The sequence below is a fragment of the Rhizobium sp. CG4 genome (assembly GCF_023701965.1).
Taxonomy (GTDB): domain Bacteria; phylum Pseudomonadota; class Alphaproteobacteria; order Rhizobiales; family Rhizobiaceae; genus Agrobacterium.
The window spans coordinates 94,160-107,066 of record NZ_JABAEG010000001.1 but is presented as its reverse complement, the minus strand read 5'-3'; the positions used below and the strand labels follow the sequence as shown (position 1 = coordinate 107,066).

Here is a 12,907-nt window from a genome sequence, read left to right as displayed (position 1 = left end):
CCGTCCTTGCTGTTTGCATTTTTATCTGTAACGTTTCCGCCCGGTTGGCCAACGATGAGGAGGACGTCGTAGGATGGCTTTGATGTCCATATCTGTCGTTAGTCACCTGGCACCGGGCCATCCGTTGATGATTCTAGTACAGGACTTCCCATGACTTCGCACGAATCCGCAAACATGATCGATCTTTCCGGCGAGTGGTCTCTTACCTCCGCTGATGGCGCCCACAAGACGATCATGAGCTTGCCGGGAGACGTCCATTCTGCACTGCTTGCGGCCGATCTCATTCCTGACCCGTATCGTGGCCGCAACGAAAATGACGTGCAATGGGTGGCGCAGCAGGACTGGATTGTGGAGCGTCGTTTTACCATCAATGAGGTGGATGCATCCTGGTATCTGGATATCGATAATCTCGATACGGTGGCCGTGGTGTTTTTGAATGATGCACCGGTGCTGAGTGCCGACAATTGTTTCCGCCGGTATCGGCCGGATGTCTCAAAGGCATTGCAGCAGGGTGAAAATGTCATTCGTATTCATTTCCATTCCAGCATCCGGGCAGGTGAGGAACGGCAGGCCAAACAGCCGTTTTACGTGCCGTATCACACTGGCAATTCGCCGATTGCCAATGGCAACATGCTGCGCAAACCGCAATCGCATTTCGGCTGGGACTGGAACCTCGCCATTGCACCTTTGGGTTGCTACGGCACGATTGCGCTGAAAAAGCTGGAAAGCGCGCGTGTCGAACATGTCGTGACACACCAGTTGCATGTCGATAGCGGCGTTGAGGTGCATGTGGCGGTAACATTGTTTGCGGCAGAACCAGTGATCGTGCCGCTGCATCTGTCACTGGGTGATGACAGGTTGCGTCTGGATATTGGCGTTTCAGCTGGCGAGACCGTGGTGCGGCATGTGTTCCATGTCGAGAATCCCAAGCTGTGGTGGCCAGCGGGCAGTGGCGAACAGGCGCTTTACGAGTTGAAGGTTGAACTGCCCGACGAGACTATTGTCAGGCAAATTGGTTTGCGCACAGTGGAATTGCTGACCGACAAGGATGAGGCGGGCAGCCGGTTTGCCTTCCGCATCAATGGCCGTGAGATTTTCTGCCGAGGTGCCAACTGGATACCGGCCGACGCGCTGTTTTCGCTGACATCGCATGACAAGACAGAAGATTTGTTATGCTCGGCCGTTGAGGCCAACATGAACATGATCCGTGTCTGGGGCGGCGGATTTTACGAGGCGGACTGGTTCTACGATCTGTGCGACCGGCTTGGACTTATGGTGTGGCAGGACTTCATGTTCTCCTGCAACCTTTACCCATGCACCGACGATTTCCTCGAAAATGTCGACAAGGAAGTCGATTATCAGGTGCGCCGCCTGTCATCACATCCCTCCATTGTTTTGTGGTGTGGCGACAATGAGCTGGTCGGCGCGCTGACATGGTTCAAGGAGCCGCTGGAAAACCGCGACCGGTATCTGGTTGCCTATGACCGGCTGAACCGCACCATCGAGACCGCCTTGAAGAAAGCTGCGCCGGAGGCAATCTGGTGGCCATCCAGCCCGGCATCCGGCTATCTCGATTATGGTGATGCATGGCACGCCGATGGTTCCGGCGACATGCATTACTGGTCGGTATGGCACGAGAACAAATCCTTCGACAATTACCGGTCGATCCGTCCGCGCTTCTGCTCGGAATTCGGTTTCCAGTCCTATACGTCGATGAATGTCATCCGCAGTTACGCCGATGACAAGGACATGAATATCTCTTCGCCTGTCATTGAGCATCACCAGAAGAATGTCGGGGGCAATGAGCGGATTGCAGGCACCATGTTCCGCTACTTCCGCTTCCCTGGGAATTTCGACAACTTCGTTTATCTTAGCCAAGTGCAGCAGGCGCTTGCCATCAAGACCGCCGTTGAATTCTGGCGTTCGCTGAAACCTCACTGCATGGGGACATTGTACTGGCAGCTGAATGACACATGGCCGGTGGCCTCATGGTCGAGCCTTGATTATGGTGGCAGCTGGAAGGCGCTGCACTATCTGGCCCGACGGTTTTTCCAGCCGGTATCGGTGGCTGCCATTCCCGGAGATGATTGCCAGACGCTTGCGTTCTCGATGGTCAATGACACCACGGAGAATGTTGCTATCGACATGAATGTCTATGTCATGGGACTGGATGGCGAACGCATTCCACTGCGCTCTGCCAATGGTGAATGCGGCACTAATGCTGCCGCGACACTGCTTGAGGTGAAACTGTCCGATATTCCGGCCGATGCCATTCTGGTCTGGGATTTCATTGCCTCCAACGGCATGACGGGCGAGGGGCATCATGTGCCTGATACCTACAAGATGCTGGATTTCAGACCGGCCGGGCTGGAAATTGAAACGGCGACACTGGCCAGTGGTCAGGTGGAAATCAGCGTGAGGGCCAGTGGTCTTGCATTGTTCGTGATGCTGGAAAGCGATGTGCCGGGCCGTTATTCGGACAATGTGTTTGATCTCTCTGCCAGCGAAGTGCGCAAGATCATCTTCACGCCAACCCGGAAAAGCGAGGATAATTCCACCCCGCAATTCCGCATTTATGATCTCTATTCCAGCTACGGATGAAAGCAATTTTTCGCCACAGGTTGAAATGAAAACGGCCTGTGACTAGTCTGCACTTGGTGAGCCGATGCCTGTTTGTATCGGTTCATTTTCATGACGCCCCCGACCATCTTCTAAACAGGGGGCGATTACCGAAAATTAGAGGAGGAGAGGCACATGGCCTGGCAACCGGCTGAAAACCGTTATGCAACCATGAAATACAATCATTGCGGCAAGACCGGATTGAAATTACCGGCCATTTCGCTCGGCCTGTGGCATAATTTCGGTAACGATACCCCACATTCGACCAAGCAGGATATCTGCCGCACGGCGTTCGATCTGGGCATTACCCATTTCGACCTGGCCAACAATTACGGCCCGCCTCCCGGCAGCGCCGAAACGGCATTTGGTGAAATCCTAAAAGCTGATTTCGCCGGTTACCGTGATGAGCTCATTATCTCGTCCAAGGCCGGTTACAACATGTGGCCGGGTCCTTACGGTGAGTGGGGCAGCCGCAAATATCTGATTTCGTCCTGCGACCAGAGCCTGAAGCGCATGGGTCTCGATTATGTGGATATTTTCTATTCCCACCGTTTTGACCCGGATACACCGCTTGAGGAAACCTGTGGTGCGCTTGATCATATCGTGCGCTCCGGCCGCGCGCTTTATGTCGGCATCTCGTCCTACAATTCCAAGCGTACCCGCGAAGCGGCTGCGATCCTGAAGGATCTCGGCACGCCATGCATTATTCACCAGCCGAGCTACTCTATGCTCAACCGCTGGATTGAAGAGGATGGTCTGGTCGATACGCTGGAAGAGCTGGGCATTGGCTCCATCGTGTTCTCGCCGCTGGCGCAGGGCATGCTGACCACCAAATATCTCGGTGGCATTCCAGACAGCAGCCGTGCAGCACAGGGCAAGTCGTTGAACCCGAAGTTCCTCAACGACAAGAATGTCGAGAATATCCGTGCGCTCAATTCGCTGGCTGAAAAGCGTGGCCAGACACTGGCGCAAATGGCCATTGCCTGGGTGCTGCGCAACGGCCGCATCACCTCGGCACTGATTGGCGCCAGCAAGCCGGAACAGGTTATCGATTGCGTCAAGGCGCTCGACAAACCGGATTTCACGGCGGAAGAACTGGCGTTCATCGACGGCCACGCCAAGGAAGCAGATATCAACCTTTGGGCCAAATCTGCTGAGTTGAAGAAGTAAGTCATGGATACGCCCGGGCATTGAGATCCGGGCGGTTTCACATCAATCAATGCTTGAGGAATGGTTCTCAAGTGTTAATAACCATTACTAAAATGTAATTTAAAATTCAGTTTTCATTCATCCTTGGGGTCTTAGGTTCGAACCATCGAAACGCTGAGGAAACCCCAATGAAAAAACTTTTTGCTACGCTTCTTGCCGCTACTGTATTGGCCGCTCCTTTGGCTGCCGAGGCACAGAGCCGTTACGACAATGGTCCCCGTCATGACCGTGGCCGCAATGAGCGTGTGGTCATTGAACGGCACGTTGAAAAGAAGGTCATCGTCAAGAAGCGCAACTGGAAGCGTGGCGAGCGGCTCTCGTCTGCACAGCGCAACCATTACATCGACCAGCGCGAATACCGCCGTTACAAGTTGCGCGAGCCAAAGAGAAACGAGCGCTGGGTACGGGTTGATAACCAGTTCCTTCTGGTCAATGCATTGACCGGCCTGATCGTTGGTCTGTCGGCTGCGCGCTGATTGGTCCGCACAAATCTGACAGTTTTGGATCCCCGATGCGCCTGCGTCGGGGATTTTGTTATTCCTGCATTGCACAAATAATCGAAACGCGATGATATGCGCGCAGCACGTGTTCATACAAATGTCGCCAATGGGTATTCTATCTTGGCAGTTAATTGATCTCTCCCTTTTTAAATTTAGGAGATGCCGTGTTTTCTGCTGATTCTGCGATTACGCAGTCTGTCGACCATCTGGTGTTGCCGGTTTCCGGCCTGGAGTCGACGCGCGACCGTTTGGTGTCGCTTGGTTTTACCGTTGCTGCGGATGCCCGACATCCGTTCGGCACCGAAAATGCCTGTGTGTTTTTCTCTGATGGTACCTACCTTGAGCCGCTGGCGATCGGCGACAAGGCGGTCTACAAATCCTCTATTGATGCGACCAACAGTTTTACCCGGCGCGACCAGCTGTTTCGCGCCGCCCGTGGTGCAGAAGGTTTCAGCGCCATTGTTGCCAAGACCTCCGATGCGGTGAGTGACCACGCCCGGTTTGAGGCGCGCCACATGTCCGCTGGCAGCATGCTGCAATTTTCACGACCGATGAAAAAGCCTGACGGTACGACAGGTGAGGGACGTTTCCTGTTGTCTTTTGCCGCTGAAGCGCGCATGCGGGCATTTTTCCTGTTTTCCTGCCAGCGGCTGGTCGCCTTGCCGGTCGATCGTTCCGCCCTTGAAAAACATGCCAATGGCGTGAGCGGCATTGGTACGATCATTTTGTCCGCCAAACGGCCGGCTGACTATGCTGACCTGATCACCGCGGTTTTTGGCAAACCTCCACAGCTGCTTGCTGACGGCGTGACGTTTGAAACACGCAATGCCCGCATCACCATTCTTACCACCGAAGTGGCACAGGCGCTGCCGGGAATGGAGGATGTTGTCATTCCCCATGAATTATACGGTGCCGGTATCGTCTACACAGTTGCCGATCTTGCCGTGACAGAGTCGCTTCTTGCTGCTAATGGCGTGGCATCTACACGTACGGGCGGCCGCATAACGGTAGCGCCTGCTTCTGGACAAGGCGCATTTTTTGCGTTCGAGGAGTAATGTCTGTCATGAAAAATAATCTGGACGTGGTTGCTGGTGAAGGTGCGGGACAGGTGGTGTTTTGCAACACCAAACAATTCTCGCTGATTGCCGGTCCGTGCCAAATGGAAAGCCGCGATCATGCCTTCATGATTGCCGGTACGCTGAAAGAACTGTGCGCCAAGCTCGGTCTCGGTCTTGTCTACAAGTCGTCCTTCGACAAGGCCAACCGCACATCGCTGTCTGGCAAGCGCGGCATCGGCCTTGATAAGGCACTCGACGTGTTTGCCGACCTGAAAAAAGAATTCGGCTTTCCTGTTTTGACCGATATCCACACCGAAGAACAATGCGCCATCGTGGCACCTGTTGTCGATGTGCTGCAGATACCTGCTTTCCTTAGCCGCCAGACGGACCTGCTGGTGGCGGCCGCCAAGACCGGCCGTGTCGTCAACGTCAAGAAGGGCCAGTTCCTTGCGCCTTGGGACATGAAGAATGTTCTGTCCAAGCTGAATGAAAGCGGCAACCCCAATGTGATGTTGTGTGAACGCGGTGCGTCGTTCGGTTACAACACGCTGGTGTCAGACATGCGCTCGCTGCCAATCATGGCATCGCTTGGCGCACCTGTTATCTTTGATGCGACTCACTCCGTGCAGCAGCCGGGCGGGCAGGGTGGCTCCACCGGTGGCCAGCGTGAATTCGTGGAAACACTGGCGCGTGCGGCGATTGCCGTTGGTGTTGCCGGCGTGTTCATTGAAACCCATGAAGACCCAGATAATGCGCCGTCCGACGGCCCGAACATGGTGCATCTGAAGGATATGCCACGTCTGCTGGAAAAGCTTCTGGCCTTCGATGCTATCGCAAAGGCCTGATATGCCCAGCTTTTGCTGCACTTTAACTTAAAATTGAGCTTAATTGCGTGGCGGCGTCCCTCAACGGGATTGCCGTCATTGTAATTTCTTGCCCATCCGCTAAGACAGGCTCAGAACGACTGTTCCATTCCCAAGGGAGAGACCATGACCGCTATTACCGATATCATTGCACGTGAAATTCTCGACAGCCGTGGTAACCCGACCGTTGAGGTCGATGTTTACCTCGAAGACGGCTCCATGGGCCGCGCTGCTGTTCCGTCGGGCGCCTCGACAGGTGCACACGAAGCTGTAGAACTGCGTGATGGCGGCAAGCGTTACCTGGGCAAGGGTGTTGAAAAGGCTGTTGATGCAGTCAATGGCGAAATCTTTGATGCTATTGGCGGTTTCGACGCCGAAAACCAGATCCAGATCGACCAGATGATGATCGCTCTCGATGGCACACCGAACAAATCGCGCCTCGGCGCCAACGCCATTCTCGGCGTTTCGCTGGCGATTGCAAAGGCTGCTGCCGAATCGTCCGGCCTGCCGCTGTACCGTTACGTTGGCGGCCCGAATGCCCATGTTCTGCCGGTGCCAATGATGAACATCATCAATGGCGGCGCACATGCCGACAACCCAATCGACTTCCAGGAATTCATGATTCTGCCAGTCGGCGCCGATAACATTCGTGATTCCGTCCGTATGGGCGCAGAAATCTTCCACGTTCTGAAAAAGGAACTGGCAGCACAGGGCCACAACACCAACGTTGGTGACGAAGGCGGTTTCGCACCGGGCCTCAAGAGCGCGCCTGAAGCTCTCGATTTCATCATGAAGTCGGTTGAAAAGGCTGGCTATACGCCGGGCGACGACGTTTTCCTCGGCCTGGATTGTGCATCGACCGAATTCTTCAAGAACGGCAAATACGAGATGGAAGGCGAAGGCCGCACGCTCGAGCCGGAAGCCATGGCTGATTATCTCGCTGAACTGGCTGCCAAGTACCCGATCATCTCGATCGAAGACGGCATGGCTGAAGACGACTGGGATGGCTGGAAGTACCTGACCGACAAGATCGGCTCCAAGGTTCAGCTGGTTGGCGACGATCTGTTCGTGACCAACTCTGCGCGCCTGCGTGACGGTATCAAGATGGGCGTTGCCAACTCGATCCTCGTCAAGGTCAACCAGATCGGTTCGCTATCCGAGACGCTCGACGCTGTCGAGACTGCACACAAGGCCGGTTACACGGCTGTGATGTCTCACCGCTCCGGTGAAACCGAAGATTCGACCATTGCCGATCTCGCAGTTGCCACCAACTGCGGTCAGATCAAGACCGGTTCGCTGTCGCGCTCCGACCGTCTTGCCAAGTACAACCAGTTGATCCGCATTGAAGAAATGCTCGGTCCACAGGCGACCTACGCAGGTCGTTCGATCCTGCGCGGTTAATATCTGCGTCTGGTGACATGATTTTTAAAAAGCCCGTGCCTTCTGGTGCGGGCTTTTTTGTTCCCGTCTGGCTTGAAAATATCAGGCCAAACTCGGCTCTATGGTCAACGGATGGTTAAGCAATCCGCGTTACTGTTGCGAAAAGGTAATGCGTTTCAAGGCTTTTTCCGGAATGTGGACACGACATCACAAGAAAAGAAAATTCGGGCGTTTCGTCGTGCCCGCTATCACAGTCGCTTTTCTCTCTTATTTTGGCTACCACTGCATCCACGGTGAATATGGACTGATTGCGACCGAGCGTTTTGAACGCCAGCGCCTGGCCAGAAGCGGTGAGCTTTCACGCTTGACCGAAACCCGTGTTGCCCTTGAACGTCAGGTTGAAGCATTGAGCGATGGTTCGCTTGAGCGGGACATGATTGACGAAATTGCGCGCTATCAACTGAATGTGTCCCGCACCGACGAAATTGTCATCCTGAATGGATATTTTTGATTAACTCAATTCAAGTTAATCAACTTTTTCTGTTGAAAATCAGCTATTTAATTTGAATACGAGCCATGCATTTATGGCATTGCTGTGGCGCGCTTTCTTGCATATTGTACGCGCCATATGAACAAGCAACCGGCAACTCAGGGAGGGATCAATGGCGCCACGTAAAACCGCGTCCGTATCCGGCCGTAAGACGACGGCGAAAGCCGCCGCAAAGGACTTCACCGGAAAAAATGCAGCCGAATTCGGCAAAGACGAAGAGCTTCATGCCTACAAGGAAATGTTGCTGATTCGCCGTTTCGAAGAAAAGGCTGGCCAGCTTTACGGTATGGGCTTCATCGGCGGCTTCTGTCACCTTTACATCGGTCAGGAAGCTGTCGTTGTCGGCATGCAGATGTCCCAGCAGGAAGGCGACCAGGTTATCACCGCTTACCGTGACCACGGCCACATGCTGGCAGCTGGCATGAGTGCCCGTGGCGTTATGGCCGAACTCACCGGCCGTCGTGGTGGTCTGTCCAAGGGTAAGGGCGGCTCCATGCACATGTTCTCCAAGGAAAAGCATTTCTACGGTGGCCATGGTATCGTTGGTGCGCAGGTTTCGCTCGGCACTGGCCTTGCTTTTGCAAACCACTACCGTGGCAATGGCAATGTTTCCGTGACCTATTTCGGTGACGGCGCTGCCAACCAGGGTCAGGTTTACGAGAGCTTCAACATGGCAGCTCTGTGGAAACTCCCTATCGTCTACATCGTGGAAAACAACCGTTACGCCATGGGTACATCGACTGCCCGTGCAACGGCGCAGTCCAACTACTCGCTGCGCGGTGAATCTTTCGGTATCCCTGGTATCCAGGTTGACGGCATGGATGTTCGCGCCGTGAAGGCTGCAGCTGACGAAGCGCTTGAACATTGCCGCTCCGGCAAGGGTCCGATCATTCTTGAAATGCTGACCTACCGTTACCGTGGTCACTCGATGTCTGACCCTGCAAAGTATCGCTCCAAGGAAGAAGTGCAGAAGATGCGCTCCGAGCAGGATCCGATCGAACAGGTCAAGGCACGCCTCCTTGAAAAGGGTTGGGCAAGCGAAGACGAACTCAAGGCTATCGACAAGGATGTCCGTGACGTCGTTGCCGACAGCGCCGACTTCGCCCAGAACGATCCGGAGCCGGATGTATCCGAGCTCTACACCGATATTCTGCTCTGATCCGGGGAGAAAGAATCCATGCCTATTGAAATTCTTATGCCTGCACTTTCCCCGACCATGGAGGAAGGCACGCTTTCCAAGTGGCTCAAGAAAGAAGGCGACAAGGTTACCTCCGGTGACGTGATCGCTGAAATCGAGACCGACAAGGCAACCATGGAAGTGGAAGCTGTTGACGAAGGTGTTATCGGCAAGATCCTGATCGATGCCGGCACTGAAAACGTCAAGGTCAACACGGCCATTGCAGTTCTGCTGCAGGATGGCGAAAGCGCTGACGCCATTTCTTCTTCAGCACCGAAGAAGGAAGAGCCGAAGGCTGAGGCTGCTGCCTCTGACGCTGCTGGCGGCAAGGCACGCGAAGCAAGTGAAGAGCCATCCGCTTCCAAAGAAGCTGCCAAGGTTCCTGCTGCTCCGAAGATCGAAGTTGCTGCTGATCCGGATATTCCGGCTGGTACAGAATTTGTGTCCACCACTGTTCGCGAAGCTCTTCGTGACGCGATGGCTGAAGAAATGCGCTCTGACGAAAAAGTCTTCGTCATGGGTGAAGAAGTTGCCGAATACCAGGGTGCCTACAAGATCACCCAGGGTCTTCTGCAGGAGTTTGGTGCAAAGCGCGTTATCGATACGCCAATCACCGAACACGGCTTTGCCGGTATCGGCGTCGGCGCTGCGATGACTGGCCTGAAGCCAATCGTCGAGTTCATGACCTTCAACTTCGCGATGCAGGCCATTGACCAGATCGTTAACTCTGCTGCCAAGACGCTGTATATGTCTGGTGGTCAGATGGGTGCGCCAATGGTGTTCCGTGGTCCGTCGGGCGCTGCTGCGCGCGTTGGTGCACAGCACTCGCAGTGCTATGCCGCCTGGTACAGCCACATTCCGGGCCTCAAGGTCGTCATGCCGTACACGGCTGCTGACGCCAAGGGTCTGCTCAAGGCTGCTATCCGCGATCCGAACCCGGTTATCTTCCTTGAAAACGAAATCCTGTACGGTCAGAGCTTCGATGTTCCGAAGCTGGATGATTTCGTGCTGCCAATCGGCAAGGCACGCATTCACCGCCAGGGCAAGGATGCGACCATCGTTTCCTTCGGTATCGGCATGACCTATGCGGTCAAGGCTGTTGCCGAACTCGAAAAGCTCGGCATCGATGTCGAACTGATCGACCTGCGCACCATCCGTCCGATGGACCTTCCTGCCGTTATTGAGTCCGTCAAGAAGACCGGCCGTCTGGTAACTGTTGAAGAAGGCTTCCCGCAGTCATCGGTTGGTGACTTCATTGCCAACCAGGTTCAGCGCGCTGCATTTGACTATCTGGATGCGCCGATCCTGTCGATTACCGGTAAGGATGTTCCAATGCCTTACGCGGCAAATCTCGAGAAGCTGGCTCTGCCGAACGTGGATGAAGTCGTACAGGCCGTCAAAACCGTCTGCTACAAATAAGGGGAGGGCGTTTCGATGCCTATCAACATTACAATGCCTGCCCTGTCTCCCACGATGGAAGAGGGTAATCTCGCCAAGTGGCTGGTCAAGGAAGGCGACAAGGTTGCTCCCGGCGACGTGATTGCCGAAATCGAAACCGACAAGGCAACCATGGAAGTGGAAGCTGTCGATGAAGGCGTTGTTGCCAAGATCGTGGTTCCAGCTGGAACCGATGCGGTCAAGGTCAACGCACTGATCGCCATTCTTGCCGAAGAAGGTGAAGATGTAGCGGCTGCGGCCAAGGGTGGCGATGCTGCCCCGGCCAAGGCTGAGGCAAAGGCAGAAGCACCGAAGGAAGAAAAATCCAAGGCTGCACCTGCTCCTGCCGCTAACGCTGCACCTGCTGCGGCACCGGCACCTGCTGCTAAGGCTGAACAGTCTGGCGAACGCGTTTTTGCGTCGCCACTTGCACGCCGTCTGGCCAAGGAAGCTGGTCTTGATCTGTCTGCGGTTTCCGGTTCCGGTCCACGTGGCCGTATCGTGAAGTCTGACATTGAAAAGACCGTTGCGTCCGGTGGTGCAAAGGCTGCTCCGGCAACCACTGCTGCTGCTGCTTCGGCACCTGCTGCTGCAAAGGGCATGAGCGAAGAGGCTGTTCTCAAGCTGTTCGAGCAGGGTTCTTACGAACTTGTGCCACATGACGGCATGCGCAAGACCATTGCCAAGCGCCTGCAGGAATCCAAGCAGACCATTCCGCATTTCTACGTTTCCGTGGATTGCGAACTGGATGCCCTGATGGCACTGCGCGCACAGCTCAACGCTGCTTCCCCTGAAAAGGATGGCAAGCCGGCCTACAAGCTGTCGGTCAATGACATGGTCATCAAGGCGCTTGCCCTTGCCCTGCGTGACGTTCCGGATGCCAACGTATCCTGGACCGAAACCAACATGGTCAAGCACAAGCATGCTGATGTTGGCGTTGCTGTGTCGATCCCTGGTGGTCTGATCACCCCGATCGTTCGTCAGGCTGAGCTCAAGTCGCTGTCTGCCATCTCCAACGAGATGAAGGATCTCGGCAAGCGCGCCAAGGAGCGCAAGCTGAAGCCTGAAGAATATCAGGGCGGAACGACTGCCGTGTCCAACATGGGCATGATGGGCGTGAAGAGCTTCTCGGCTGTTGTGAACCCACCACATGCCACCATTCTGGCTGTTGGTGCCGGTGAACAGCGTGCGGTTGTCAAGAATGGCGAGATCAAGATCGCCAATGTCATGACGGTCACACTGTCCACTGACCACCGTTGCGTTGATGGCGCGTTGGGTGCTGAACTTCTCGGTGCTTTCAAACGCTACATCGAAAACCCGATGGGCATGCTGGTTTAAGAAAAGAGCAGAGCCGAAAACCGCATATGGTTTTCGGCTCGCTGTATTCAGGAGCTGCACGTGACGAAGACTGTTCTTTGCTATGGCGATAGTCTGACATGGGGTTATGACGCCGCCAATATGGGGCGTCATGCGATTGATGATCGTTGGCCGACTGTCTTGCAAAAGGCATTGGGTAATGACGTTGTTGTCATCGCGGAAGGCCTGAACGGCCGTACCACTGTTTATGACGATAACCTGTCTGACTTTGATCGCAATGGTGCACGCACCTTGCCAACGCTGTTGCACAGCCATGGTCCGCTTGACCTCGTCATCATCATGCTTGGCACCAACGATTTGAAACGTGGCCTTGCTGGCGGCGGTTTTGCCGTTGCTGCGACAAGCGGCGTTAAAAGGCTTGTCAGCCTGGTGCGCCGTCACGAATGGCATTTCGGCTCGGACGAGCAACCGGAAATTCTAATCGTTGCACCGCCACTGATCTGCGAAACCGCAAATTCCTATTTCGCGGCAATGTATGCAGGTGCAGTTGAGGAATCCAAGATGCTGGCCTCGCTTTACCGCGATCTGGCGGACGAGAAGGAATGCGGCTTCTTTGACGCCGGTTCGGTCTCTGTTGCCACACCAATTGATGGCGTGCATCTGGACGCAGAAAATACCTGTGCGCTTGGTCGCGGCTTGGAGCCGGTCGTGCGCATGATGCTTGGATTGTAATGCAATTTGACGGGTTTTGATCAGGATCAAGGAGCGAATGCAGCGGGCGTCTAGCCTGACCGTAT

At 54.8% G+C, this 12,907-nt stretch carries 11 protein-coding genes; all 11 read left to right on the top strand.

Annotated elements, in window-relative coordinates; genetic code table 11:
* Positions 1-150: 150 nt before the first annotated feature.
* The 11 genes from HGO37_RS00530 to HGO37_RS00480 all read left to right on the top strand — a co-directional run bounded on the left by HGO37_RS00530 (position 151) and on the right by HGO37_RS00480 (position 12,842).
* Positions 151-2,601: a beta-mannosidase gene (locus HGO37_RS00530; protein WP_250981723.1), complete on the top strand. Its 2,451-nt coding sequence runs from the start codon at positions 151-153 to the stop codon at positions 2,599-2,601.
* 153 nt (positions 2,602-2,754) lie between these two features.
* Positions 2,755-3,789 (top strand): L-glyceraldehyde 3-phosphate reductase, encoded by a 1,035-nt coding sequence (gene mgrA, locus HGO37_RS00525; RefSeq protein ID WP_250981722.1) that lies wholly within the window; start codon positions 2,755-2,757, stop codon positions 3,787-3,789.
* Between the two features lie 167 nt (positions 3,790-3,956).
* On the top strand, positions 3,957-4,304 hold the full coding sequence (locus tag HGO37_RS00520; RefSeq protein ID WP_192488715.1) for an RcnB family protein: 348 nt from the start codon (positions 3,957-3,959) through the stop codon (positions 4,302-4,304).
* A gap of 188 nt (positions 4,305-4,492) precedes the next feature.
* On the top strand, positions 4,493-5,383 hold the full coding sequence (locus HGO37_RS00515; protein ID WP_250981721.1) for a VOC family protein: 891 nt from the start codon (positions 4,493-4,495) through the stop codon (positions 5,381-5,383).
* Entirely contained in the window at positions 5,383-6,231 is an 849-nt protein-coding gene (gene kdsA, locus HGO37_RS00510) for a 3-deoxy-8-phosphooctulonate synthase (RefSeq protein ID WP_250981720.1), read from the top strand. Before HGO37_RS00515 ends, kdsA begins: the two co-directional genes overlap by 1 nt.
* A gap of 144 nt (positions 6,232-6,375) precedes the next feature.
* Positions 6,376-7,650 carry a phosphopyruvate hydratase gene (gene eno / locus HGO37_RS00505; RefSeq protein ID WP_250981719.1) on the top strand — a complete coding sequence of 425 codons (1,275 nt, stop codon included), beginning with the start codon at positions 6,376-6,378 and terminating at the stop codon, positions 7,648-7,650.
* Positions 7,651-7,822: 172 nt separating this feature from the next.
* Entirely contained in the window at positions 7,823-8,140 is a 318-nt protein-coding gene (locus tag HGO37_RS00500) for an FtsB family cell division protein (RefSeq protein WP_192488887.1), read from the top strand.
* Between the two features lie 151 nt (positions 8,141-8,291).
* Entirely contained in the window at positions 8,292-9,338 is a 1,047-nt protein-coding gene (pdhA, locus tag HGO37_RS00495) for a pyruvate dehydrogenase (acetyl-transferring) E1 component subunit alpha (protein ID WP_192488718.1), read from the top strand.
* An 18-nt stretch (positions 9,339-9,356) separates the two neighbouring features.
* On the top strand, positions 9,357-10,775 hold the full coding sequence (locus HGO37_RS00490; protein ID WP_250981718.1) for a pyruvate dehydrogenase complex E1 component subunit beta: 1,419 nt from the start codon (positions 9,357-9,359) through the stop codon (positions 10,773-10,775).
* 15 nt (positions 10,776-10,790) lie between these two features.
* The gene (locus tag HGO37_RS00485) at positions 10,791-12,131 is read left to right on the top strand and encodes a pyruvate dehydrogenase complex dihydrolipoamide acetyltransferase (RefSeq protein ID WP_250981717.1); all 1,341 of its coding nucleotides are present in this window, start codon (positions 10,791-10,793) and stop codon (positions 12,129-12,131) included.
* A gap of 60 nt (positions 12,132-12,191) precedes the next feature.
* Positions 12,192-12,842 (top strand): SGNH/GDSL hydrolase family protein, encoded by a 651-nt coding sequence (locus tag HGO37_RS00480; RefSeq protein WP_250981716.1) that lies wholly within the window; start codon positions 12,192-12,194, stop codon positions 12,840-12,842.
* Positions 12,843-12,907 lie beyond the last annotated feature (65 nt).

What these genes read in the sequence shown, in the direction of transcription:
- eno (WP_250981719.1), top strand. Translation starts at nt 6,376, where the DNA reads ATGACCGCTATTACCGATATCATTGCACGTGAAATTCTCGACAGCCGT.
- pdhA (WP_192488718.1), top strand. Translation starts at nt 8,292, where the DNA reads ATGGCGCCACGTAAAACCGCGTCCGTATCCGGCCGTAAGACGACGGCG.
- HGO37_RS00500 (WP_192488887.1), top strand. Translation starts at nt 7,823, where the DNA reads ATGTGGACACGACATCACAAGAAAAGAAAATTCGGGCGTTTCGTCGTG.
- HGO37_RS00490 (WP_250981718.1), top strand. Translation starts at nt 9,357, where the DNA reads ATGCCTATTGAAATTCTTATGCCTGCACTTTCCCCGACCATGGAGGAA.
- kdsA (WP_250981720.1), top strand. Translation starts at nt 5,383, where the DNA reads ATGTCTGTCATGAAAAATAATCTGGACGTGGTTGCTGGTGAAGGTGCG.
- HGO37_RS00520 (WP_192488715.1), top strand. Translation starts at nt 3,957, where the DNA reads ATGAAAAAACTTTTTGCTACGCTTCTTGCCGCTACTGTATTGGCCGCT.
- HGO37_RS00530 (WP_250981723.1), top strand. Translation starts at nt 151, where the DNA reads ATGACTTCGCACGAATCCGCAAACATGATCGATCTTTCCGGCGAGTGG.
- mgrA (WP_250981722.1), top strand. Translation starts at nt 2,755, where the DNA reads ATGGCCTGGCAACCGGCTGAAAACCGTTATGCAACCATGAAATACAAT.
- HGO37_RS00485 (WP_250981717.1), top strand. Translation starts at nt 10,791, where the DNA reads ATGCCTATCAACATTACAATGCCTGCCCTGTCTCCCACGATGGAAGAG.